Consider the following 22626-nt stretch of genomic DNA (forward strand, 5'->3'; position numbering starts at 1 on the left):
TGAGTGATTGCCACTTCTGCTTAAGGAGCGACAATGGCTGACAAGAAACCGGGTAAGAACCTGAAGAAGACCGGACGGTCCCTCAAAGAGCGGCGCGCCGAGAAGCGTCAGCGCGACGCCGAGGCGGGTGAGTTCATCCGCAAGCGCAAGCGCGCCAGTTAGGCCGCAGAACCGACCGCTTCGGCCAGTGAGCCGAAGCCCCCCTCGTGAAGGCGGCGGGCGATTCCATCGTGGATGCCCTTGGCCCACAGCCCGCCGCCGTACACGAACCCGGTGTAGCCCTGCAGCAGTGACGCGCCCGAGGTGATCCGGTCCCACGCGTCGTCGGCGGTTTCGATGCCGCCGACACTGACCAGCACCAGCCGGTCCCCGACGCGGCGATAGAGCCTGCGCAGCACCTCGACCGAACGACCGGCCACCGGCCGCCCGGAGATCCCGCCCGGCCCCAGTTCGTCGAGGCCGGGGGTGGCCAAGCCGTCACGCGACACCGTCGTATTGGTGGCCACGATGCCTGCCAGACCGAGATCCACTGCCAGATCGGCGATTTCGTCGACGTCTTCGTCGGAAAGGTCCGGTGCGATCTTCACCAGCACCGGTGTCGAGGTCTCCGCGAGCACGGCGGTCAGGATCGGCCGCAACGACGAAACCGCCTGCAGGTCGCGCAGCCCCGGCGTGTTCGGTGAGCTGACGTTGACCACCACGAACGCGGCGAGTGGCCCCAACAGGCGAGCCGATGTCGCGTAATCCTGCACCGCCGCCTCCGGTGGCGTGACCTTCGTCTTGCCGATGTTCACCCCTATCGGGACATCGGGCAGGTGCCGCGCCAACCTTACCGCCAGTTCACCCGCACCGTGGTTGTTGAAGCCCATCCGGTTCAACAGCGCATGGTCGTCGGGCAGGCGGAACATCCTCGGCTTCGGATTGCCGGGCTGGGCCTCCGCTGTCACGGTGCCCACCTCGGCGTACCCGAATCCGAGCGCGCCCCAGGTGTGCAGTCCGCTGCCGTTCTTGTCGAACCCCGCCGCCAGGCCCAGCGGTCCCGGGAAGCGGACGCCGAAGACCGTGCTCGCCAATACCGGATCGCGGGGCCCCAACCACCGTCTCAACGCGCGCCTGGTCCACGGCGGATAGGTGACGGCTCGCAGAACCGCGAACACCCAGGTGTGAATCCGTTCGGGCGCAACGAGAAACAGCGTCCGCCGCAGTGTGCGGTAGATCATCGGATCACTGTGCGGGCTGCTCGGGGGCATCCATCCGACTGGCCGCGGTTTTCTTGCGGCGCAGCAACACCCGTCGCGAACCGTCGGTGTAGAGCCTGACGCGGGTGAGTTCCCAACCGCGGTATTCGGCCTCGATCGACAACCGCGTCGAGGCGCTGATCCGCGTCACGTCCGGCGGCAGTCGCAGCGGAATCCATTCGTAGTCGTCTGAAAGGTCGGCCTTGACGGCGTCCTCCCAAGCCGCTGGCATCCGTCCGCGGTGAAGTGCGCTCATGCGTGCGCTTTCGCCGCGTCGACGATCACCTGCACACCCGCTCCCGATCCGGACACCACATACAGCGTGCCAGAGGATTCGTCGAATGCCAGGGAGTTCGGTTGCTGCACGGTTCGATATCGCACCTTCTCGACGGGGATGCCGGTGGCCAAATCGTAGCCAACGACCTCGTTCGCCGCTGTCTGCGACACCCAGGCCAACGTCGACGACACGGCAAGGCCGTAGGGGGCACCGCGCACCGGATACCGCTGACGCAGGATCAGCGGGTCGGTGCCGAAGACCAGCAGTCCCTCGCCCCGGGTATCGGCCACCAGCACGCGACCGACCGGGTCGGCGACCATCGTCGTCGCCCCCTCACCCGCCCGCAGCGCCTGCGCCTGTTCCTCACCGTTCTCGGTGAGCGCCGTCACCGATGTCTGGGCGCGGTCGAGCACGACGGTGGTGTTTCCTTGTGTGACAAGAGCATCCACGCGGGCGAAGATCTTCAGCTCGGCGGCGACGGCGGTGTCCGAGCCCAACGTGTAGACGGCGCCGTCGGCGCTGCCCAGCACCAGCCGGCCGTCCGCGCGCCGGGCGATCGCGGTGAACTCGGTGTCGGGCAGGCCCTCGACCTCGATCTTGGTGGCGGTGCGGCCGGCCAGGTCGATCCGGTGGTAACCCCCGCGCGTCGCCGCGTAGACATGGCCGTCGCCATCGCCGGTCAACGCGGTGGCGGGGCTGGACAACGGCACCGTCGCCGCGTCTCCGCCGTTGCGGGAAAGCACCGTGACCACTGGCAACGCCGCCAGCACCACCAATGAGCCGCTCGCCGTATCGACGACGGCCGCGTTCGCGTCCGCAACCAACGGCCGCACCACACCGTCCGGCCGGCCCGCGACCGGCGGGGACACCGCGGCCTGCGCGGGCGCGATGGTGGCCGGAGCGTCGGAGCCCTCCGATGAGCAGCCGCTGACCAGCGCAAATGCGGACGAGATAGCCAGCGCGGCCACGATCCGGCGAACCGGCTGCTTCGATGTGTTTACAACGGTCGGCAAGGGGTAGCTCTCGGTCGTGCGTACGGTGAAGCGACTGAACGGCCAGTCTAGGCAGACCACGCGTGGGCTTTCGCCCGCCGGCCGTGCCCTCCCAATTAGCGGCTGCGTCAACGGTATGGTGCGATCATGACCCTCGCCGCCGACCGCGCACTGGGCGCCCGGGAGTTTGTGATCGAGGACATGACCACCGGCCTGTACGCCAGCGGGTTCGGCCAGGTGGGGGACGGCCGCAGCTTCTCATTCCACGTCGAGCGCCAGATGCTCGTCGTCGAGATCTACCGCCCGCGGCTGGCCGGCCCCGTCCCGCACGAAGAGGACGTGGTCGCGACCTCCAACCGCAAGCTGACCGACATCGACCTCACCGACCGGCGCAGCGTGGGCGCGGCGGTGCGCGATCTGGTCGCATCCGCAGAGCCGGTGGCACGCACCGGCCGCTGACACCGCGCCCACGGTACGGTCTTCGTCGTGACCGACGTGCCGGCGATGTCGTGGGTGCAGGTCGTCGTTCTCGCGATCGTGCAGGGGCTGACCGAGTTCCTGCCCGTCAGCTCCTCGGGGCATCTGGCGATCACGTCACGAGTGTTCTTCGCCGACGATGCCGGGGCATCATTCACCGCCGTCACCCAGTTAGGCACCGAATTCGCGGTCCTGCTCTACTTCGCCAAGGACATCGGGCGCATCGTCAAGGCCTGGTTCAACGGCTTGTTCGTCACCGCCCACCGCAACGCCGACTACTGGCTGGGGTGGTACGTGATCGTCGGGACCATCCCGATCGCAGTGCTCGGGCTGCTGTTCAAAGACCAGATCCGCACCGGCGCACGCAATCTGTGGGCCATCGCGATCGCGCTGATCGTGTTCTCGGCCGTCATCGCCGCCGCCGAGTACTTCGGTCGCCAGGCACGCACCGTCGAACAGCTGACGTGGAAGGACAGCATCATCGTGGGCTTCGCGCAGTGCCTGGCCCTGCTGCCCGGCGTGTCCCGGTCCGGCGCGACGATCAGCGCCGGACTCTTTCTCGGCCTCAACCGCGAGCTGGCCGCCCGGTTCGGTTTTCTGCTGGCCATCCCCGCGGTGTTCGCCTCCGGGTTGTTCTCACTTCCCGACGCATTCCACCCCGTCGGGGAGGGGATGAGCGCCACCGGCCCGCAGCTGCTCGTGGCGACGGTGATCGCGTTCGTCGTCGGCTTCGCCGCGGTGGCCTGGTTCCTGCGGTTCCTGGTCCGACACAGCATGTACTGGTTCGTCGGATATCGCGTCATGCTGGGGACCGTGGTGCTGATCTTGCTGGGGACGGGTGTGGTGGCAGCGACATGACGGTGATCCTGTTGCGGCACGGCCGCTCGACCTCCAACACCGCGCACACACTGGCGGGCCGATCCGAGGGCGTCGACCTCGACGACAAGGGGCGCGAACAGGCGCAGGCGGTGGCGACCCGCATCGGTGCACTGCCGATCCGCGCGATCGTGCGCTCGCCGCTGCTGCGGTGCGAACGAACCGTCGAACCGCTGGCCGCCGCGCTGGGACTGACGCCGATCGTCGACGACCGGATCTCGGAGGTCGACTACGGGGCCTGGACCGGGCGCAAGATCGGCGACCTGGTCAAGGAGCCGCTGTGGGCGGTGGTGCAGCAGCAGCCCAGCGCCGCGGTGTTCCCCGACGGGGAGGGGCTGGCCCACGTGCAGGCCCGTGCGGTGGCCGCGGTGCGCGAGCACGACCGTCGACTCGCCGAGGAGCACGAGGGCGACGTGTTGTGGGTCGCCTGCACTCACGGCGACGTGATCAAAGCCATCGTCGCCGACGCGCTCGGGACCCATCTCGACAGCTTCCAGCGGATCACCGCCGACCCGGCGTCGATGAGCGTGATCCGCTACACGGCGGTGCGGCCGTTCGTGATCCACGTCAACCACACCGGCGACCAACTCACGTCCGGCCTGTTGCCCAAACCGACCAAGACCGACTCCGAGGACGGCGAGGTGCCGCCGGAGGATGCCGTCGTCGGCGGGTCCACCGGCTAGTCGCAATTACGGCTGACAAGCCCCAACAGGTATTTTGGAAAGTGCCATGGCCCGCGCAATCCACGTCTTCCGCACACCCGACCGATTCGTGGCCGGGACCGTCGGCCAACCCGGCAACCGCACCTTCTACCTGCAGGCCGTCCACGACAAGCGCGTCGTATCGGTGGTTCTGGAGAAGCAGCAGGTCGCCGTGCTCGCCGAACGCATTGCCGCGCTGCTGCTGGAGATCAATCGCCGGTTCGGAACGCCGATCCCGCCCGACACCGGTGAGGTCGAGGATCTCAGCCCGCTGATCACCCCGGTCGACGCCGAGTTCCGGGTGGGCACGATGGGGTTGGGCTGGGACTCCGAAGCCCAGACGGTCGTCGTCGAACTGCTCGCGGTGTCGGAGACCGAATTCGACGCGTCCGTGGTGCTCGACGATGCCGAGGAAGGCCCCGATGCGGTACGCGTGTTCCTCACACCGGAATCCGCTCGCGAGTTCGCGACGCGCTCCAACCGGGTCATCTCGGCAGGCCGCCCGCCCTGTCCTCTGTGCGACGAACCGCTGGACCCCGAAGGTCACATCTGCGTGCGCACCAACGGCTATCGGCGCGGCGCCTTCGCCGAGTCCGACGATGACATCGACATCTGACGGCGGGGCCGACGCGGTCCGCGAAGAGGTGCTGCGGTGCGGTGAACTGACCGTCATCGGCCGTATCCGATCGGCCAGCAACGCAACCTTCCTGTGCGAGGCGAATCTCGGCACACAGCAAGTGCATTGCGTCTACAAGCCGGTCGCGGGCGAGGCGCCGCTGTGGGACTTCCCCGATGGCACGCTGGCCGGCCGTGAGCGCGGGGCCTACCTGGTGTCGGCCGCGTTGGGCTGGAATGTGGTGCCCTACACCATCATTCGCGAGGGACCCGCCGGTGAGGGCATGGTGCAACTGTGGGTGGACCAGCCGGGCGACGAGGTCGACGACGAACGACCCGCGGGCCCGGATCTGGTGGATCTGCTTCCGGCGGGCCGCATTCCGCCGGGCTTTCTACCGATCCTTCAGGCCTACGACTATGCGGGCGACGAGGTCACCCTGGTGCACGCCGACGACGACCGGTTGCGCCGGATGGCGGTGTTCGACGTGCTGGTCAACAACGCCGACCGTAAGGGCGGGCACATCCTGTCGGGCGTCGACGGCCGGGTGTACGGCGTCGACCACGGGGTGACCCTGCACACCGAGGACAAGCTGCGCACCGTGCTGTGGGGTTGGGCCGGTAAACCCGTCGACGACCAGACGCTGGAATCGGTGGCGGCGCTGCGCGATCAGCTGCAAAACGGGTTGGCCGACGAACTGCGCACCCTCATCACCGGCCGCGAGATCGCCGCGTTGCTCTCCAGAACCGTTGCGCTGCTGACCGATCCGGTGATGCCCTCACCCGATCGTCGCCGCCCGATTCCGTGGCCGGCGTTCTGAAGCGATGACCCAGACTGATGCGGCGTTGGCCGCCGAGGTGGCCGCCGAGGCGGGCGAGATGCTGCTGAAGGTCCGCGAAGAAGTTGGTTTCTACGACCCGTACGGCCTCGGCGACACCGGCGACAAGCTGGCCAACCGGCTGATCCTCGATCGGCTTCGCGCCGCGCGGCCCGAGGACAAGGTGCTCTCCGAAGAGGCGGTCGACGATCTGTCGCGCGTCGAGGCGGACCGGGTGTGGATCGTCGACCCGGTCGACGGCACCCACGAGTACTCCATGCCGCGACGCACGGATTGGGCGGTGCACATCGCGCTGTGGCGACGAGACGGCGGCCCGAACGGGCGCATCACCGACGCCGCCGTCGCGCTGCCGGCTCGCAACGAGGTCTACCGCACCGACACCGTCACCCCGCCGCCACCGCGCGGCGACGGCCCCATCCTGATCACGGCGAGTGCCAACCGGCCGCCGCCGGTGCTGTGGTGGCTGCGCGATCGGTTGGACATCCAGCTGGTGCGGATCGGGTCCGCGGGCGCCAAGGCGATGGCGGTAGTGCGCGGTGACGTAGACGCCTATCTGCACGCCGGTGGCCAGTGGGAGTGGGATTCGGCGGCGCCGGCCGGAGTGGTGCAGGCCGCGGGTCTGCACGCGTCGCGCATCGACGGCTCGGAGCTGGTCTACAACCGACGCGACCCCTACCTGCCCGACCTGCTGATGTGCCGATCGGAGCTGGCCGAGGTGCTGCTCAAGGAGATCCTGTCGGCGTATCGGAGCCGCTGGAGGGACTGAGCGGGAATGAAACGGCCGCCCGCGATGTCGGTGAGATCGATGCCTAGAGTCGAGACCATGAATTCGTGGCCGGCCCCCGTCGTCCCGGCGCTGCCGGGCCGGGGACCGCAGCTGCGTCTCTATGACAGCGCCGACCGACAGGTCCGTCCCGTCAGCGCCGGCGAAACGGCCACGATGTACGTCTGCGGCATCACGCCCTACGACGCGACCCACCTCGGCCACGCCGCCACCTACCTCGCGTTCGACCTCGTGCACCGCATCTGGCTGGACGCTGGGCATCGCGTCCACTACGTGCAGAACATCACCGACGTCGACGACCCGCTGTTCGAACGCGCGGAGCGCGACGGAATCGACTGGCGCGATCTCGCGGACCGCGAGACCCGGCTGTTCTGCGAGGACATGGCCGCGCTGCGGGTGCTGCCGCCGCACGACTACGTCGCCGCCACCGAAACCATCGCCGAGGTCATCGAGGTGGTGGAAAAGCTGCTGGCGTCGGGTGCCGCGTACGTCGTCGACGACGCCGAGTATCCCGACGTGTACTTCCGCGCCGACGCCACCGCGCAGTTCGGCTACGAGTCCGGCTACGACCGCGACACCATGGCTCGGCTGTTCGCCGAACGCGGCGGGGACCCGGAGCGGCCGGGTAAGGGCGATGAACTCGACGCGCTGCTGTGGCGGGCGCAACGGCCGGGGGAGCCGAGTTGGCCGTCGCCGTTCGGGCCGGGACGACCCGGATGGCACGTCGAATGTGCGGCCATCGCCCTGAGCCGCATCGGCACCGACCTCGACATCCAGGGCGGCGGCAGCGACCTGATCTTCCCGCACCACGAGTTCTCCGCCGCACACGCCGAATCCGTCACCGGCGAGCGCAGATTCGCGCGCCACTACGTGCACGCCGGCATGATCGGCTGGGACGGCCACAAGATGAGCAAGAGCCGCGGGAACCTGGTGCTGGTCTCGCAGCTGCGCTCTCAAGGCGTCGACCCCGCGGCGATCCGACTCGGCCTGTTCGCCGGTCACTACCGCGCCGACCGGTACTGGAGTGACGCCGTGCTCGCCGAGGCGGTCGAGCGGCTGGCTCGGTGGCGTACGGCAGTCGCGCTGCCCGGTGCGCCGGATGCGACCGACGTCGTGGAACGGGTTCGCCGGTACCTCGCCGACGATCTCGACACCCCCAAAGCGCTTGCCGCGCTGGATGGTTGGACAACCGACGCGCTGACCTACGGCGGACACGACCCCGAGGCGGGGCACACGGTGGCTGCCGCCGTCGACGCTTTGCTGGGCATTCGGCTGTAGATCGGCCCGACCCGCGCGCGGTACGTTGTCGCCCATGGCTTCTCTCAACGGCAAAGTCGTCCTGATCACCGGCGGGGCGAACGGTATCGGCGAAGAGGTGGCGCGCCGCCTGCACGACAAGGGCGCGAAGTTGGTGCTGACCGACCTGGACGGGGACCGGCTCGAGCAGGTGGCCGCGCGGTTGGGCAACGAGGGCGTGGTCACAGCGGTCGCCGACGTGCGGGATCTGGCCGCGATGGAATCGGCCGTCGCCAAGGGTGTCGAGCGGTTCGGCGGCATCGACGTCGTGATGGCCAACGCGGGCATCGCGACCTACGGCTCGGTGCTGCAGGTCGACCCGGAGGCGTTCCAGACGCTGATGGACGTCAACGTCGTCGGCGTGTTCCACACCGTGCGTGCCGCGCTGCCGTCGGTGATCGAGCGTCGTGGCTACGTCCTGATCGTGGCCTCGGCGGCCGCCTACGCGGCATCGGCAGGCATGGCACCGTACGACGCCTCCAAGGCGGCGGTCGAGCACTTCGCCAACGCGCTGCGCCTGGAGGTGGCCCACCACGGCGTCGACGTCGGATCGGCGCACATGCTCTGGATCGACACCCCGCTGGTGCAGGAGAGCCGGTCCGACCTGCCGAGCGCTCGCGCGATGCTCGACACCCTGCCCGGTCCGCTGGGCAAGACCACGTCGGTGCGCGAGTGCGGTGAGCAGTTCGTCAAGGGCATCGAACAGCGCAAACGCCAGATCAACTGTCCCCGCTTCGTCGGGCTGATGCGCTGGCTCAAGCCGGTCCTGGCGTCGCGGCTGGGGGAGCGGGCCTCACTCAAGTCGGTACCGGATCTGCTGCCGAAGATGGACGCCGAGGTCGCCGCGTTGGGCCGTTCGATGAGCGCACGCACCGAAGCGCTGGAAAAGCGCTGAGCCCTAACCCCTGAAGCCGGGCCCGCGGCGGCGCAGGTAGCGCTCGAACTCGGCGGCCAGCGCGTCGCCGTCGATTTTTCCTAGCGCCTCGGTCATGTCGACCTCGGCATCGCCGCGTTCCTCCAGCGACTGCACGTACTCGGCGATCTCGTCGTCCTCGGCGGTCATCTCCGAAACCGCCTGCTCCCACTCCTCGGCGGCGGTCGGCAGGTCGGCCAGCGGCACCTCGATGTCGAGCACATCCTCGACGCGACGCAGCAGGGCGACCGTCGCCTTCGGGCTCGGCGGCTGGGAAACGTAATGGGGCACCGCGGCCCAGAACGTCACCGCCGGAATCCCGGCCTGCACGCACGCGTCCTGGAACACGCCGGCGATGCCGGTCGGGCCTTCGTACCGCGTCTCCTCCAACCCGAACACCGCTGCGGAATCCGACGAGTAGGCCGCACCCGACACCGGCACCGGCCGGGTGTGGGGCGTATCGGCCAGAAGGGCGCCGAGGATGACGACGGTCTGCACGTTGAGCTTGTCGGCGATGGCCAACAACTCCGAGCAGAACGTGCGCCAGCGCATGTTGGGCTCAACGCCGTGCATCAGCACGATGTCACGGTCGGAACCGGGCGGACGGCAGTGCGAGATCCGCATCGACGGCCACACCAGTTCCCGCGTGACCCCGTCGACCTGCCTGATCACCGGCCGGTTCACCTGGTAGTCGTAGTAAGCCTCGTCATCGATCTCGACGATCGTCTCGGCTTCCCAGATCGCGTCGAGGTGCTCCACCGCATCGCTGGCCGCATCGCCGGCGTCGTTCCAGCCTTCGAACGCCGCGACGACGATCGTGTCGTTGAGTTCGGGCAGGTCGGGCGGTCTCAAACCGCTCGCATCCGACAAGGTCACAACGCCAGCGTAAGCCCTTATGAGCGGGTAGGAGCGCCATCGCCACACGTGCTGACTTGATTCGCCGACTACCCTGGATCCGTGGCTGATGGAAAGGATCGCGCCGACACGACCGATTTGCTCGACACCCTGGTGATCGGTGGCGGCGCGATGTGTACCCGGCTTCCCGCCGAGACGAAATACGCTCGGCGGCAATCTGGTTGACCAAGGTGTCGACGACAGTGCCGACAAGATGCGCCGACTCGATCGCCGCGTCGAGGCGGGCGTCCGAAAATCGGTTGGATGACAACGTAGACTTTCCCTGTCGAGAGGCGTTGCAACGGATTCCGGTCTTCACCGCTATCCGCCACGCTCGGCAGACTCAAGGACGCCTTCCTCAGGGAAGGAGCTCGCATGACCGCCGTTGAGTCGAACACTCTCACGCCGAACATCCGGCCCGACTGCACCGACGAACTGACGGCGACCCTGGGTCAGCGGATCATGGTGATCGACGGCGCGATGGGCACGGCGATCCAGCGCGACCGGCCGGACGAGGCCGGGTACCGCGGCGAGCGATTCAAGGACTGGCCCAGCGACGTCCAGGGCAACAACGACCTGCTCAACCTGACGCAGCCGCAGATCATCGAGGCCATCCACCGCGAATACCTCGACGCCGGCGCCGACATCATCGAGACCAACACGTTCAACGCGAACGCGGTCTCGCTGTCGGACTACGGCATGGAGGAGTTCAGCTACGAGCTGAACCACGCCGGTGCCGCCCTGGCGCGGAAAGCCTGCGACGAGGTCGGCACCCCGGACAGGCCCCGCTACGTCGCCGGAGCGCTGGGGCCCACCACGCGGACCGCGTCGATCTCGCCGGACGTCAACGATCCGGGCGCCCGCAACATCACCTACGACCAGCTGGTGGCCGCCTACCTCGAAGCCGCCAACGGCCTGGTCGACGGCGGCGCCGACATCATCCTCGTCGAGACGATCTTCGACACGCTGAACGCGAAGGCTGCCGTGTTCGCGCTCGAGACGCTGTTCGAGCAGCGTGGGCGACGCTGGCCCGTGGTCATCTCGGGCACCATCACCGACGCTTCCGGGCGGACGCTGTCCGGGCAGGTCACCGAGGCGTTCTGGAACTCGGTCCGGCACGCCAAGCCGCTCGCGATCGGCCTCAACTGCGCCCTGGGCGCACCCGAGATGAGGCCCTACATCGCCGAGGTGTCGCGAATCGCCGACACGTTCGTCTCCTGCTACCCGAACGCCGGGTTGCCCAACGCCTTCGCCGAGTACGACGAGACTCCCGAGCGTCAGGCCGGCTACGTCGCCGACTTCGCCGAGGCCGGGTTCGTCAACCTGGTCGGCGGGTGCTGCGGCACGACGCCGGCGCACATCGCCAAGATCGCCGAGGCCGTCGAGGGCAAGCCACCGCGCCAGGTGCCCGAGATCCCGGTGGCCACCCGGCTCTCAGGTCTGGAACCGCTCAACATCGACGACGACACCCTGTTCGTCAACATCGGTGAGCGGACCAACATCACCGGCTCGGCCCGGTTCCGCAACCTGATCAAGGCCGAGGATTACGACACCGCGCTCTCGGTGGCCCTGCAGCAGGTCGAGGTCGGCGCGCAGGTCATCGACATCAACATGGACGAGGGCATGATCGACGGCGTCGCCGCGATGGACCGGTTCACCAGGCTGATCGCGTCCGAGCCCGACATCAGCCGCGTGCCGGTGATGATCGACTCGTCCAAATGGGAGGTCATCGAGGCCGGCCTGAAGAACGTGCAGGGCAAGCCGATCGTCAACTCGATCTCCCTGAAGGAGGGCGAGGAGAAGTTCATCCGCGAGGCACGGTTGTGCCGCAAGTACGGCGCCGCCGTCGTCGTGATGGCCTTCGACGAGCAGGGGCAGGCCGACAATCTGGAGCGGCGCAAAGAGATCTGCGGTCGCGCCTACCGGATCCTGACCGAAGAGGTCGGTTTCCCCGCCGAGGACATCATCTTCGACCCGAACTGCTTCGCGCTGGCCACCGGCATCGAGGAGCATGCGACCTACGGGATCGACTTCATCGAGGCGTGCGCGTGGATCAAGGAGAACCTGCCGGGGGTGCACCTCTCCGGCGGCATCTCGAACGTGTCGTTCTCGTTCCGCGGCAACAACCCGGTCCGCGAGGCCATCCACGCGGTGTTCCTCTTCCACGCCATCAAGGCGGGTCTGGACATGGGCATCGTCAACGCCGGGGCGCTGGTGCCCTACGACTCGATCGACCCCGAACTGCGCGAGCGCATCGAAGACGTCGTGCTCAACCGTCGGCCCGACGCGGCCGAGCGCCTGCTGGAGATCGCCGAACGGTTCAACAGCACCGACAAGGCCGACGACCCGTCCGCCGCGGAGTGGCGCTCCCTACCGGTCCGCGAGCGCATCACGCACGCCCTGGTCAAGGGCATCGACGCCCACGTCGAGGAGGACACCGAGGAACTGCGCGCCGAGATCGCGGACGCCGGAGGGCGCCCGATCGAGGTGATCGAGGGCCCGCTGATGGACGGTATGAACGTCGTCGGCGACCTGTTCGGATCGGGCAAGATGTTTCTGCCCCAGGTCGTGAAGTCGGCGCGGGTGATGAAGAAGGCGGTCGCCTACCTGCTGCCGTTCATCGAGGCGGAGAAGGAAGAGGCCGGTACCACCGGAACCAAAGACACCAACGGCACCATCGTCATGGCGACCGTCAAGGGCGACGTCCACGACATCGGCAAGAACATCGTCGGAGTTGTGCTGCAGTGCAACAACTTCGAAGTGATCGACCTCGGGGTGATGGTGCCCGCGCAGAAGATCCTGGATGCGGCCAAGGAACACGACGCCGACATCATCGGGCTGTCCGGGCTGATCACCCCGTCCCTGGACGAGATGGCCAACTTCGCCGTCGAGATGGAACGTGCCGGCCTGGAGATCCCGCTGCTCATCGGCGGTGCGACCACGTCGCGCGCCCACACCGCGGTGAAGATCTCCCCGCGTCGCAGCGGTCCGGTGGTCTGGGTCAAGGACGCGTCCCGCTCGGTCCCGGTGGCCGCCGCGCTGCTCGACGACAAACAGCGGCCGGGCCTGCTGGAGGCCACCGAGAAGGACTACGCGTCGCTGCGGGAACGGCACGCCCAGAAGAACGACCGGCCGATGCTGACCTTGGAGAAGGCGCGCGCGAACCGGACGCCGATCGACTGGGACGGCTACACCCCGCCGGTGCCCGCTCAGGGTCTCGGCGTGCGTGAGTTCTGTGACTACGACCTCGCCGAGCTGCGCGAATACATCGACTGGCAGCCGTTCTTCAACGCCTGGGAGATGAAGGGGCGCTTCCCCGACATCCTCAACAACCCGGCCACGGGTGAGGCCGCCCGCAAGCTGTACGACGACGCCCAGGAGATGCTCGACACCCTGATCAAAGAGAAGTGGCTGACCGCCAACGGCGTCATCGGTTTCTTCCCGGCCAACGCCGTGGGTGACGACATCGAGGTCTACACCGACGACACCCGCACCGAGGTTTTGACCACGCTGTACAACCTGCGCCAGCAGGGCGAGCACCGCGAGGGCATCCCGAACCGCTCGCAGGGTGATTTCATCGCCCCCAAGGAAACGGGCCTGTCGGATTACGTCGGCGCCTTCGCCGTCACCGCCGGGCTGGGCAGCCAGGAAAAGATCATGGAGTTCAAGGCCGCCCTGGACGACTACAGCGCGATCCTGTTGGAGTCGGTAGCCGACCGGCTCGCCGAGGCGTTCGCCGAACGGATGCACGAGCGGGTCCGCAAGGAGTTCTGGGGCTACCAGCCCGCCGAGCAGCTCAGCAACGACGAGCTGATCGCCGAGAAGTACGTCGGGATCCGGCCCGCGCCCGGCTATCCGTCCTGCCCGGAGCACACCGAGAAGGCCACGCTGTTCAACCTGCTGGACGTGACCAGGCGGACCGGCATCGAGTTGACCGATTCGATGGCGATGTGGCCGGGTGCCGCGGTCAGCGGCTGGTACTTCTCGCACCCGCAGTCGCAGTACTTCGTGGTCGGCCGGTTGGCCCAGGACCAGGTCGCCGACTACGCCAAGCGCAAGGGTTGGACACTGAAGGAAGCCGAGCGCTGGCTCGCGCCCAATCTCGGCTACAACCCGGAGGACTGAATGGGGGAGGCGCTGTGCGCGGTCCTCTTCGACATGGACGGCACCCTTGTCGATTCCGAGAAACTGTGGGACGTCTCGCTGGCGGCGCTGTACACCGAACTCGGCGGCGACCTGAGCCCGCAGGTGCGCGAAGCGCTGGTCGGTGGCTCGGCCGAAGACACCATCAGGACCGTGTACACCGATCTCGGTCTCGAGCAGGATCCGCGCGCCATGGCCGAATCGAGCCGATGGTTGCACGATTACACCGCCGAGTTGTTCGAGAACGGGCTGCCGTGGTGTGACGGTGCTCAAGAATTGCTCGAAGAGCTTGCCGCGGAAGACGTTCCGATGGCTCTGGTCACCAACACGCTGCGTACGTTGACCGATAAGGCGTTGAACAGCATTGGTGCGCATTACTTTTCGGCGACGGTCTGCGCTGACGAGGTGGCTCGCGGCAAACCCGCGCCCGACGTGTACGAGTGCGCGGCGGCGCTGCTGGGCTTCGATCCGATCGCGTGTCTGGCGGTCGAAGACTCCGTTACCGGCTCGGCGGCCGCCGAGCGTGCCGGATGCCCGGTGCTGGTGGTACCCAACGACGTAGCGGTACCCCCCGGGCCACGCCGACGCCAGGTTTCCTCACTCGCCGGGCTGGGCGCGCAGGACCTTCGCCGGGTCCATTCCGAACTGGTGACGAGGCCAGGAGAACGCACCGCCTGACCACCGGTCTGTGATTGAATGTGACGTCCATCACGCGATGCTGTGGAAAGGTCTCACATGACTCACGGACCCGCTGGTGACTCCTCGACAGGTGTGGATTACGAGGACTCCGAACACAGCGGTCGCGTCGTCCTCATCGCGTCCGTGGCCGCGCTCGGCGGCCTGCTGTTCGGCTACGACAGCGCGGTCATCAACGGCGCGGTCGCGGCGGTCGAGGACCACTTCCAGACCACCAAGGCGGTGACGGGCGTCGCTGTTGCGGCGGCCCTGATCGGCGCCGCGATGGGTGCGGTGGTCGCCGGCCGGCTGGCCGACAAGATCGGCCGGCTGTCGGTGATGAAGATCGCCGCGCTGCTGTTCTTCATCAGCGCCTTCGGCACCGGCCTGGCGACCAACGTCTGGATGTTCGGGCTCTTCCGTGTCGTGGGCGGTATCGGTGTCGGCGTGGCCTCGGTGATCGCACCGGCCTACATCGCCGAAACCTCACCACCGCGGATCCGGGGCAGGTTGGGCTCCCTGCAACAGCTGGCCATCGTCACCGGCATCTTCGTCTCGCTGGCAATCGATGCGCTGCTGGCCCACCTCGCCGGCGGGTCGCGCGAGGAACTCTGGCTAGGGCTGCCCGCGTGGCGCTGGATGTTTCTCGTGATGGCGGTGCCCGCCGTGGTCTACGGCGTGCTGGCGTTCACGATTCCCGAATCGCCGCGTTATCTCGTTGCCACATACCGTATTCCGGAGGCCCGGCGAGTCCTGTCGAGGCTGTTGGGGGAGAAGAACCTCGAACTGACGATCACCCGCATCAAGGATTCGCTGAAGTCGGAGACACCGCCGTCGTGGCGCGATCTGCGCAAGCCGACCGGAGGGCTTTATGCCATCGTCTGGGTCGGTGTGCTGCTGTCGGTGTTCCAGCAGTTCGTCGGCATCAACGTGATCTTCTACTACTCGAACGTGTTGTGGGAGGCCGTCGGCTTCGGGGAGGGCCAGGCGTTCCTGATCACCGTGATCACCTCGGTCACCAATATCGTCACCACCCTGATCGCCATCGCGCTGATCGACAAGGTCGGCCGCAAGCCGTTGCTGTTGGTCGGGTCGACGGGCATGGCCATCACGCTCGGCACGATGGCGATCCTCTTCGGCACGGCGCCGGTGGTCGACGGCCAGCCGAGCCTGGATGGAATCGCCGGCCCGATAGCGCTGGTGGCCGCGAACCTCTTCGTGGTCTCGTTCGGCATGTCGTGGGGTCCGGTGGTCTGGGTGCTGCTCGGTGAGATGTTCCCGAACCGCATCCGCGGCGCCGCGCTGGGCCTGGCCGCCGCAGCGCAGTGGATCGCCAACTGCGCGATCACGGCGTCGTTCCCCGCACTCGGTGACTTCTCACTCGGCGTCGCCTACGGTTTCTACGCCATCTGCGCGGTGCTGTCGTTCCTGTTCGTGTGGAAGTACGTCGAAGAAACCAAGGGCAAGCACCTCGAAGACATGGGCAACGAGGCCGCACCGCAGCAGGAGGCCGTCTGACCGGCATCGAGGAGTCGGTCGACGTACTCGTCGCCGGCTCCGCAGGGGCGCTGGCCGGAGCCTATACCGCTGCGCGGGAGGGACTTTCGGTCGCGATCGTGGAGGCCACCGACCGCTTCGGCGGTACGTTCGCCTACTCCGGGGGCGGGGGATTGTGGTATCCGTGCAACGCGGTGCTCGCCCGCGCCGGATGCGACGACACGATCGAGGAGGCGCTGCGCTACTACCGCGAGGTCGTCGGCGACCGCACACCCGCGGCGCTTCAGGAGACCTACGTCCGCGGCGGCGCGGCGCTGATCGACTACCTCGAACGCGACGAGCACTTCGCGTTCAAAATCCTGCCGTGGCCGGACTACTACAGTTCGGCGGCCGGGGCCCGCAACGACGGCATGCGCCACATCGTCTCCAAGGCGCTACCCGACGAGCGTCTCGGTCGCTTCGCGGGTCTGGTCCGCGGGCCGCTGGACCATGAGCGCCTCGGGGCGCCGCAGCCCGATCTGCTCACCGGCGGGCGCGCGCTGGTCGGACGGTTCCTGTGGGCGATGGCCGACAGCCCCGCCGTGACCGCCCATTTGTCCACCACGCTCGTCGAGTTGGTCGTCGAGGCCGGCCGCGTGGTCGGCGCGGTCGTCGACCACGACGGTGAGCGCCGCACGATCGCGGCGCGGCGCGGGGTGCTGCTCGCCACGGGCGGATTCGAGCAGAACGCCGACATGCGGACCGAGTACGGCGTCGGAGGAAGCGCCCGCGACACCATGGGCGCCCCGGCCAACACGGGGTTGGCGCATCGGGCGGCGATCGCCGTCGGGGCGGGCGTGGACCTGATGGACCAGGCGTGGTGGTCCCCGGGGCTGATCCATCCGGACGGCCGTGCGGCGTTCGCGTTGTGCTTCACCGGCGGTATCTTCGTCGACCGGTTCGGCCGCCGCTTCGCCAACGAGTCGGCGGCCTACGACCGGCTGGGCCGCGCGATCCTGGCGGCGATGCGCGACGGTACAGTCGGGTCGCGGTACTGGATGGTCTACGACAGCCGAACCGGCGAGCAGCCGCCCGTGATGGCCACCAACGTGTCGTTCTCGCCGACCGATCAGTACCGGGCCGAGGGACTGTGGGTGCAGGGTGACACGCTGGCCGCGCTTGCCGACCAGATCGATGTTCCGGCAAAGCAATTGGAGGACACCGTGCGCCGGTTCAACGAGTTCGCGGCGCGCGGTGTCGACGAGGACTTCGGTCGCGGCGGCGAATCCTTCGACCGTGCCTTCACCGGTGGCGCGTCACCGCTGGTGCCGATCGACACCCCGCCCTACCGCGCGGCGGCGTTCGGCGTCTCGGACCTCGGCACCAAGGGCGGTCTGCGCACCGATGTCGACGCCCGCGTCCTGGATACCTCCGACCGGCCCATTCCGGGGCTGTACGCGGCAGGCAACACGATGGCGGCCGTTTCGGGCGAGACCTACCCCGGCGGCGGGAACCCGATCGGGGCGTCGCTGTTGTTCAGCCACCGCGCCGCGCTGCACATGGCGCGTACGTGAGGGGTGCGGGCAAACCGGCGTGACCCGGCGGGTGCGAGCGTGACACAATCGCGAGCCGTGAAGACCTTCGACGCCCTGTTCGCTGAGCTCAGCGAACGCGCCCGGACCCGCCCCGCCGGTAGCGGCACCGTCGCCGCTCTGGACGGAGGCATCCACGGGATCGGCAAGAAGATCCTCGAGGAGGCCGGTGAGGTGTGGCTGGCGGCCGAACACGAAAGCGATGACGCCCTCGCCGAAGAGATCAGCCAGCTCCTGTACTGGACCCAGGTGCTGATGCTCTCGCGCGGCCTCACCCTCGACGACGTTTACGGGAAGCTCTGATGTCTGCTCTTCGCGTCGCCGTACCCAACAAGGGCACACTCTCCGAACCCGCGAGCGAGATCCTCTCCGAGGCCGGTTACCGGCGCCGCACGGACACGAAGGACCTGACGGTCGTCGACCCGGCCAACAATGTCGAGTTCTTCTTCCTGCGACCCAAGGACATTGCGATCTACGTCGGATCAGGGCAGCTGGATTTCGGGATCACCGGCCGCGATCTGGCCGCCGAATCGGATGCGCCGGTGCGGGAGCGGTTGGCGTTGGGCTTCGGCTCGTCGTCGTTCCGGTACGCCGGTCCGGCCGGACGCGATTGGCGGGTGGAGGATCTGGCGGGTAAACGGATCGCGACCGCGTTTCCGAACCTGGTCCGAAAAGACCTGGCGGCCCATGGGATCGAGGCGACGGTGATCCGGCTCGACGGCGCGGTGGAGATCTCGGTGCAACTCGGCGTGGCCGACGCGATCGCCGACGTGGTGGGCTCCGGCCGCACGCTCGGGCTGCACAACCTCGTCGCATTCGGCGATTCCCTGTGTGACTCCGAGGCGGTGCTGATCGAGCGGGACGGCGCGCCCGACAGTCCCACCGGCGCGCAGTTGGTGGCCCGCGTGCAGGGTGTGGTTCGCGGCCAGCAGTACCTGATGCTCGATTACGACTGCCCGCGCAGCGTCCTCGACAGGGCGACTGCGGTGACCCCCGGACTGGAGTCGCCGACGATCGCTCCGCTCGCCGACCCGGCGTGGGTGGCGGTGCGGGCTTTGGTGCCGCGTCGCGACGTCAACAAGATCATGGATGAACTCGCCGCCATCGGCGCCAAGGCGATCCTGGCCTCCGACATCCGATTCTGCCGCCTCTGATTCGACGGGAACCCGCGCGGCCTGCGTGTTAGCGTCCGGAGGTCCACAACACCGGAGGTCGCCATGACGCAGGTCCTGATTCTGGTTCTCGCAATGCTGATCGGCGTCATCGCTGGCCTGCGCGCACTCACCGCCCCCGCGGTGGTGTCCTGGGGCGCCCTGCTCGGGTGGATCGACGTGGACGGGAAATGGTCGGAGTGGATGGCGCATCCGATCACCGTCACCGTGCTGACCATCTTCCTGCTCGTCGAACTGGTCACCGATCAGCTGCCGAACACCCCCAGCCGTAAGACGGCGCCGCAGTTCATCACCCGGCTCATCATGGGTGCCTTCGCCGGTGCGGTGATCGGCAGTGCGTACTTCCACACGTTCAGTGCGCTCGGCGCAGGCGTCATCGGCGCGGTGCTCGGCACGATGGGCGGCGCGGCGGCACGTCAACGCTTCGCTGATCTGCGCAACGGTCAGGACCGCCCGGGCGCGATCCTCGAGGACGTCGTCGCGGTCGGCGGCGGCTTCCTGATCGCGTTCCTGGTCAGCCTGGTGTGAACAGATGCCGTCTGAACTGGCTGAAGTGACAGAACGATTCGACGCGATCATCATCGGCGCCGGACAGGCCGGACCACCCCTGGCGGGCCGGCTCACCGAGGCGGGGCAGACGGTCGCGGTGATCGAACGCAAACTCGTCGGCGGGACGTGCGTGAACTATGGATGCATCCCGACCAAGACGCTGGTTGCCAGCGCGCACGCCGCCCATCTTGCCCGCCGCGGCGCCGAATACGGCGTCAGCACAGGCGATATCCGCGTCGACATGGCGAAGGTCAAGGCACGCAAGGACAAGATCGTGCTCGGCGACCGCGACGGCGTCGAGTCCTGGCTCGACGGCATGGACGGATGCACGTTCATCCGCGGCCACGCCCGATTCTCCGATCCGCACACGATCCGAGTCGACGACCGGGTGCTGTCTGCGGACAGGATCTTTCTCAACGTCGGCGGTCGCGCCGTCGCACCCGATATGCGCGGGCTCGCCGACATCGATTACCTGACCAACGTCGGCATTCTCGAGCTCGACACGGTTCCCGAACATCTCGTCATCATCGGCGGTAGCTACATCGCGCTGGAGTTCGCGCAGATGTACCGGCGTTTCGGCGCCGGGGTCACCGTCGTCGAGAAGGGACCACGGTTGACCTCGCGCGAGGACGAGGACGTCTCGGCCGCGGTCAAAGACATCCTGCAAGCCGAGGGCATCGACGTCGTCCTCGGTGCCGACGCGATCCGATTCACCAAGACCGACAGCGGCTTCGAGGTCATCCCGAGTGACGGCGCGGTGCCCATCGCGGGAACCCATCTGCTCGTCGCGGTCGGCCGCACCCCGAACACCGACGACCTTGGGCTGGAGAATGCCGGGGTCGAAACCGACAGCCGCGGCTACATCGTCGTCGACGATCAGCTGCGCACCAACGTCGAACACATCTGGGCCATGGGTGACTGCAACGGCAAGGGCGCGTTCACGCACACGTCGTACAACGACTTCGAGATCGTCGCGGCGAACCTGCTCGACGACGACCCGCGACGTGTCAGCGACCGCATCACCACGTACGCGCTCTACATCGACCCGCCGCTGGGCCGCGCCGGTCTGACCGAGGCCCAGGTGCGCGAGTCGGGCCGAAAGGCGTTGGTGGGCAAGCGCCCGATGACGCGGGTCGGCCGCGCGGTGGAAAAGGGCGAGACGCAGGGCTTCATGAAGGTGGTCGTCGACGCCGAGACCGAGCAGATCCTCGGCGCGGCGATCCTCGGCGTCGGCGGCGACGAAGTGATCCACTCGATCCTCGACATCATGACCGCCAAGAAGCCCTACACCGCGATCTCACGCACGATGCACATCCATCCGACGGTCAGCGAGTTGGTGCCTACGATGCTGCAGGAGATGACGCCGCTGCAGTGACCGACCGGCCGACGATGAACTGCCTTGTCACCAACGCGAATCGGTGACCGAGGTGTCGGCAGGTGGCGACATCGGCGGGGTGGACCGCCTCGGGTTCGGCGTCGACGTCGGTCTGTGCGCCGGCGCCGAGGAAGAAGCCGAGCCGGTTGAGGTCGCTTTCGCTGGCCTTCGAATGGTTCCAGCCCGGAGGTAGGCCGAGGCTGACCCAGTGCATGTGATGCTGTGCGGCGAACACCGCCAGCGAGACAAGGGTGTTGAGCTTGTCACCACTCTTGCCGCCGGAATTGGTGAACCCGGCGGCGACCTTGTCCCGCCACGCGCCCGTGACACACCGCCGTCCGGTCTTCTCGGCGAAACCTTGGAACGCCGCGGAGACGTTGCCCATGTAGGTGGCGGTGCCGAACATGATGCCGTCGGCCGAGTCGAGGATGTCCCAGTCGCGGTCGGTCATGCGATCGACGGTGATGGGTGTGACGGCCGCACCGGCGTCGCGCGCGCCCGCGACCACGGCCTCGGCCAGCGTCGCGGTGTGGCCGAAACCCGAGTGGTAGGCAACCGCCACCGCGGGAGCGGCGATGTCAGATCCGTTGTGTGTCATCTCAGTTCGCTCCCGTCGGCGAGTTGTTGATCTCCGCGCGCCTGGTCAGCCAGTCCGGCAGCGGCTCGTGCTCCAAGTAGGCCTGCAGGCGGTCGAGATAGGCGTGGGTGCCGCCGAGGAACCCGCCGGCATTGCGCACGCCGAGCCCGCGGTGGGTGAACCGCAACAGGGTGCCGGAGCCGTCGGGGGTCAGTTCGTAGCGCACCGTGCTGTCCTCAACGATCGGTTGGTGCCATTCGTGTTCCAGGACGTGCGGCGGATCCCACACGAGGATGCGTCCCGTCACGCGCATCCGGTCGGGCGGCAACGGCGGTCCGGTGGGCACCATTTCGATCGTGCCGCCCTCGCGCGGCTCGATCGTGGTGGCGCCCAGCCATTCTCGGCGTTCGGTGGGATCGACGATGGCCGACCACACCGCCTCGATGGGGAAGGGCAGCCGGCGCTCGAAGGTCAGGACGGCGCGGTCGCCGTCGACGGTCAATCGGCCGTTGCGGTCACTCATCGGAACTCCCGTGTTTGGCTTCCAGGTGGCGCTCGAGGGCGTCGAGGTGGTCGGTCCAGATGCGCCGGTAGCGCGCGATCCAATCGTCGATCGCCATGAGGCCGTCGGCGCGCAGCGCGTAGATGCGGCGTTGCGCGTCGGGACGGACCTCCACCAGTCCGACCTCCCGCAGGACCCGCAGATGCCGCGACACCGTCGGCTGGGTCAGCTCCGGCAGGCTCGCGACCAGTTCGCCCGCCGTGCGTTCACCGTCGACGAGCTGATCGAGCAGCGCGCGCCGGCTCGGTTCGGCGACCGCTTCGAAGACGTCCATGCGGCTAGTATTACAAAACATCTATATAGATGCAAGCGCATACAACTCAGGTTGTGGTGAACGGGTTGTGTTCGGCGATGAGCTTCTCGATCCGTGCCTCATCGAGCCGCACCCGGATGGTGGCGGCTTCCTGCTGGTCGCGGATCACCTTGGCCAGCGTGAACGAACTGGTGACGAGAAACAGCGCCGTCATACCGAGGAACAGGCGCTGCCACGGGTCGAGGGGAAGGAACAGGATCCCGCCGAGCAGTCCGAGCAGGCTGACGCCGAAAGCGATTGCGGCTTGCAGGAAGTACGCGGCAGTGGTCCGCGAGGTGGTTGGTGTGTCCATG

Annotated in this window: 25 protein-coding genes; 17 read left to right on the plus strand and 8 right to left on the minus strand. The window is 67.8% G+C overall.

Going from position 1 to position 22626, the window contains the following annotated elements; translation table 11 throughout:
- Positions 1 to 33: 33 nt before the first annotated feature.
- Positions 34 to 162: a hypothetical protein gene (locus tag RMCN_RS31845; protein ID WP_263987669.1), complete on the plus strand. Its 129-nt coding sequence runs from the start codon at positions 34 to 36 to the stop codon at positions 160 to 162.
- Here RMCN_RS31845 and RMCN_RS11790 read toward each other — a convergent pair.
- Genes RMCN_RS11790 through RMCN_RS11800 form a run of 3 tightly spaced genes read right to left on the minus strand, consistent with a single transcriptional unit; the run spans position 159 to position 2528 of the window.
- Complete coding sequence (locus RMCN_RS11790) at positions 159 to 1220, minus strand: quinone-dependent dihydroorotate dehydrogenase (protein WP_067389195.1); 1062 nt, start codon at positions 1218 to 1220, stop codon at positions 159 to 161. The two genes, RMCN_RS31845 and RMCN_RS11790, sit on opposite strands and share 4 nt — an antisense overlap.
- A 4-nt stretch (positions 1221 to 1224) precedes the next feature.
- On the minus strand, positions 1225 to 1494 hold the full coding sequence (locus tag RMCN_RS11795; RefSeq protein ID WP_064350010.1) for a DUF5703 family protein: 270 nt from the start codon (positions 1492 to 1494) through the stop codon (positions 1225 to 1227).
- On the minus strand, positions 1491 to 2528 hold the full coding sequence (locus RMCN_RS11800) for a YncE family protein (RefSeq protein ID WP_067389505.1): 1038 nt from the start codon (positions 2526 to 2528) through the stop codon (positions 1491 to 1493). Before RMCN_RS11800 ends, RMCN_RS11795 begins: the two co-directional genes overlap by 4 nt.
- 126 nt (positions 2529 to 2654) lie before the next feature.
- Between RMCN_RS11800 and RMCN_RS11805 the strand changes: the two genes are divergently transcribed.
- Genes RMCN_RS11805 through RMCN_RS11840 form a run of 8 tightly spaced genes read left to right on the plus strand, consistent with a single transcriptional unit; the run spans position 2655 to position 8987 of the window.
- Positions 2655 to 2966, plus strand: coding sequence for a hypothetical protein (locus RMCN_RS11805; RefSeq protein WP_067389197.1), 312 nt, complete (start codon positions 2655 to 2657; stop codon positions 2964 to 2966).
- A 45-nt stretch (positions 2967 to 3011) separates the two neighbouring features.
- Positions 3012 to 3842 (plus strand): undecaprenyl-diphosphate phosphatase, encoded by an 831-nt coding sequence (locus RMCN_RS11810; protein ID WP_064404503.1) that lies wholly within the window; start codon positions 3012 to 3014, stop codon positions 3840 to 3842.
- Entirely contained in the window at positions 3839 to 4543 is a 705-nt protein-coding gene (locus RMCN_RS11815; RefSeq protein ID WP_064416347.1) for a histidine phosphatase family protein, read from the plus strand. Before RMCN_RS11810 ends, RMCN_RS11815 begins: the two co-directional genes overlap by 4 nt.
- Before the next feature lie 46 nt (positions 4544 to 4589).
- Positions 4590 to 5177, plus strand: coding sequence for an Rv2134c family protein (locus RMCN_RS11820; RefSeq protein ID WP_064350016.1), 588 nt, complete (start codon positions 4590 to 4592; stop codon positions 5175 to 5177).
- Positions 5161 to 5994 (plus strand): Rv2133c family protein, encoded by an 834-nt coding sequence (locus RMCN_RS11825; RefSeq protein WP_064416346.1) that lies wholly within the window; start codon positions 5161 to 5163, stop codon positions 5992 to 5994. The genes RMCN_RS11820 and RMCN_RS11825 overlap by 17 nt, the downstream gene beginning before the upstream one ends.
- A 4-nt stretch (positions 5995 to 5998) precedes the next feature.
- Positions 5999 to 6778 (plus strand): 3'(2'),5'-bisphosphate nucleotidase CysQ, encoded by a 780-nt coding sequence (locus tag RMCN_RS11830; RefSeq protein WP_067389199.1) that lies wholly within the window; start codon positions 5999 to 6001, stop codon positions 6776 to 6778.
- Between the two features lie 57 nt (positions 6779 to 6835).
- On the plus strand, positions 6836 to 8074 hold the full coding sequence (gene mshC / locus RMCN_RS11835) for a cysteine--1-D-myo-inosityl 2-amino-2-deoxy-alpha-D-glucopyranoside ligase (RefSeq protein ID WP_067389201.1): 1239 nt from the start codon (positions 6836 to 6838) through the stop codon (positions 8072 to 8074).
- A 34-nt stretch (positions 8075 to 8108) separates the two neighbouring features.
- Positions 8109 to 8987, plus strand: coding sequence for an SDR family oxidoreductase (locus tag RMCN_RS11840; protein WP_064416343.1), 879 nt, complete (start codon positions 8109 to 8111; stop codon positions 8985 to 8987).
- A 3-nt stretch (positions 8988 to 8990) separates the two neighbouring features.
- Here RMCN_RS11840 and RMCN_RS11845 read toward each other — a convergent pair whose 3' ends face one another.
- A complete protein-coding gene (locus RMCN_RS11845) occupies positions 8991 to 9881 on the minus strand; it encodes a PAC2 family protein (protein ID WP_067389203.1) in 891 nt (296 codons plus the stop codon).
- A 393-nt stretch (positions 9882 to 10274) separates the two neighbouring features.
- Here RMCN_RS11845 and metH point away from each other — a divergent pair, with 393 nt between their 5' ends.
- From metH to RMCN_RS11885, 8 genes are all read left to right on the plus strand, one after another.
- Complete coding sequence (metH, locus tag RMCN_RS11850; protein WP_067389206.1) at positions 10275 to 14024, plus strand: methionine synthase; 3750 nt, start codon at positions 10275 to 10277, stop codon at positions 14022 to 14024.
- A gap of 12 nt (positions 14025 to 14036) precedes the next feature.
- Positions 14037 to 14720 carry an HAD family hydrolase gene (locus tag RMCN_RS11855; protein ID WP_067389513.1) on the plus strand — a complete coding sequence of 228 codons (684 nt, stop codon included), beginning with the start codon at positions 14037 to 14039 and terminating at the stop codon, positions 14718 to 14720.
- A gap of 57 nt (positions 14721 to 14777) precedes the next feature.
- Complete coding sequence (locus RMCN_RS11860; protein ID WP_067389209.1) at positions 14778 to 16235, plus strand: sugar porter family MFS transporter; 1458 nt, start codon at positions 14778 to 14780, stop codon at positions 16233 to 16235.
- Positions 16232 to 17767, plus strand: coding sequence for an FAD-binding protein (locus RMCN_RS11865; protein ID WP_067389516.1), 1536 nt, complete (start codon positions 16232 to 16234; stop codon positions 17765 to 17767). The genes RMCN_RS11860 and RMCN_RS11865 overlap by 4 nt, the downstream gene beginning before the upstream one ends.
- 39 nt (positions 17768 to 17806) lie before the next feature.
- Positions 17807 to 18088, plus strand: coding sequence for a phosphoribosyl-ATP diphosphatase (locus tag RMCN_RS11870; protein WP_064416339.1), 282 nt, complete (start codon positions 17807 to 17809; stop codon positions 18086 to 18088).
- The gene (hisG, locus tag RMCN_RS11875; protein WP_067389213.1) at positions 18088 to 18939 is read left to right on the plus strand and encodes an ATP phosphoribosyltransferase; all 852 of its coding nucleotides are present in this window, start codon (positions 18088 to 18090) and stop codon (positions 18937 to 18939) included. Before RMCN_RS11870 ends, hisG begins: the two co-directional genes overlap by 1 nt.
- Before the next feature lie 63 nt (positions 18940 to 19002).
- Complete coding sequence (locus tag RMCN_RS11880) at positions 19003 to 19485, plus strand: DUF4126 family protein (RefSeq protein ID WP_067389216.1); 483 nt, start codon at positions 19003 to 19005, stop codon at positions 19483 to 19485.
- Positions 19486 to 19510: 25 nt separating this feature from the next.
- A complete protein-coding gene (locus RMCN_RS11885; protein WP_201028828.1) occupies positions 19511 to 20881 on the plus strand; it encodes an FAD-containing oxidoreductase in 1371 nt (456 codons plus the stop codon).
- On the opposite strand, the gene RMCN_RS11890 is transcribed toward RMCN_RS11885, so the two are convergent.
- From RMCN_RS11890 to RMCN_RS11905, 4 genes are read right to left on the minus strand one after another with little or no spacing between them, the layout of a single operon-like run.
- Positions 20847 to 21479 (minus strand): flavodoxin family protein, encoded by a 633-nt coding sequence (locus RMCN_RS11890; RefSeq protein WP_067389222.1) that lies wholly within the window; start codon positions 21477 to 21479, stop codon positions 20847 to 20849. The two genes, RMCN_RS11885 and RMCN_RS11890, sit on opposite strands and share 35 nt — an antisense overlap.
- Position 21480: 1 nt before the next feature.
- A complete protein-coding gene (locus RMCN_RS11895; RefSeq protein ID WP_067389225.1) occupies positions 21481 to 21981 on the minus strand; it encodes an SRPBCC family protein in 501 nt (166 codons plus the stop codon).
- Positions 21974 to 22294, minus strand: coding sequence for an ArsR/SmtB family transcription factor (locus tag RMCN_RS11900; protein ID WP_067085246.1), 321 nt, complete (start codon positions 22292 to 22294; stop codon positions 21974 to 21976). The genes RMCN_RS11895 and RMCN_RS11900 overlap by 8 nt, the downstream gene beginning before the upstream one ends.
- Positions 22295 to 22340: 46 nt before the next feature.
- A complete protein-coding gene (locus RMCN_RS11905; protein ID WP_067389228.1) occupies positions 22341 to 22625 on the minus strand; it encodes a YiaA/YiaB family inner membrane protein in 285 nt (94 codons plus the stop codon).
- Between the last annotated feature and the right edge of the window lies 1 nt (position 22626).

The organism is Mycolicibacterium novocastrense (assembly GCF_001570485.1).
In the GTDB taxonomy this organism is placed as follows: domain Bacteria; phylum Actinomycetota; class Actinomycetes; order Mycobacteriales; family Mycobacteriaceae; genus Mycobacterium; species Mycobacterium novocastrense.

Bases quoted from the DNA above. Each gene is read 5' to 3' on its own strand.
- RMCN_RS11880 (WP_067389216.1), top strand. From the start codon at position 19,003: ATGACGCAGGTCCTGATTCTGGTTCTCGCAATGCTGATCGGCGTCATC.
- RMCN_RS31845 (WP_263987669.1), top strand. From the start codon at position 34: ATGGCTGACAAGAAACCGGGTAAGAACCTGAAGAAGACCGGACGGTCC.
- RMCN_RS11790 (WP_067389195.1), bottom strand. From the start codon at position 1,220: ATGATCTACCGCACACTGCGGCGGACGCTGTTTCTCGTTGCGCCCGAA.
- RMCN_RS11820 (WP_064350016.1), top strand. From the start codon at position 4,590: ATGGCCCGCGCAATCCACGTCTTCCGCACACCCGACCGATTCGTGGCC.
- RMCN_RS11905 (WP_067389228.1), bottom strand. From the start codon at position 22,625: ATGGACACACCAACCACCTCGCGGACCACTGCCGCGTACTTCCTGCAA.
- RMCN_RS11795 (WP_064350010.1), bottom strand. From the start codon at position 1,494: ATGAGCGCACTTCACCGCGGACGGATGCCAGCGGCTTGGGAGGACGCC.
- RMCN_RS11900 (WP_067085246.1), bottom strand. From the start codon at position 22,294: ATGGACGTCTTCGAAGCGGTCGCCGAACCGAGCCGGCGCGCGCTGCTC.
- hisG (WP_067389213.1), top strand. From the start codon at position 18,088: ATGTCTGCTCTTCGCGTCGCCGTACCCAACAAGGGCACACTCTCCGAA.
- metH (WP_067389206.1), top strand. From the start codon at position 10,275: ATGACCGCCGTTGAGTCGAACACTCTCACGCCGAACATCCGGCCCGAC.
- RMCN_RS11860 (WP_067389209.1), top strand. From the start codon at position 14,778: ATGACTCACGGACCCGCTGGTGACTCCTCGACAGGTGTGGATTACGAG.
- RMCN_RS11830 (WP_067389199.1), top strand. From the start codon at position 5,999: ATGACCCAGACTGATGCGGCGTTGGCCGCCGAGGTGGCCGCCGAGGCG.
- RMCN_RS11805 (WP_067389197.1), top strand. From the start codon at position 2,655: ATGACCCTCGCCGCCGACCGCGCACTGGGCGCCCGGGAGTTTGTGATC.
- RMCN_RS11810 (WP_064404503.1), top strand. From the start codon at position 3,012: ATGTCGTGGGTGCAGGTCGTCGTTCTCGCGATCGTGCAGGGGCTGACC.
- RMCN_RS11895 (WP_067389225.1), bottom strand. From the start codon at position 21,981: ATGAGTGACCGCAACGGCCGATTGACCGTCGACGGCGACCGCGCCGTC.
- RMCN_RS11890 (WP_067389222.1), bottom strand. From the start codon at position 21,479: ATGACACACAACGGATCTGACATCGCCGCTCCCGCGGTGGCGGTTGCC.
- RMCN_RS11840 (WP_064416343.1), top strand. From the start codon at position 8,109: ATGGCTTCTCTCAACGGCAAAGTCGTCCTGATCACCGGCGGGGCGAAC.
- RMCN_RS11825 (WP_064416346.1), top strand. From the start codon at position 5,161: ATGACATCGACATCTGACGGCGGGGCCGACGCGGTCCGCGAAGAGGTG.
- mshC (WP_067389201.1), top strand. From the start codon at position 6,836: ATGAATTCGTGGCCGGCCCCCGTCGTCCCGGCGCTGCCGGGCCGGGGA.
- RMCN_RS11815 (WP_064416347.1), top strand. From the start codon at position 3,839: ATGACGGTGATCCTGTTGCGGCACGGCCGCTCGACCTCCAACACCGCG.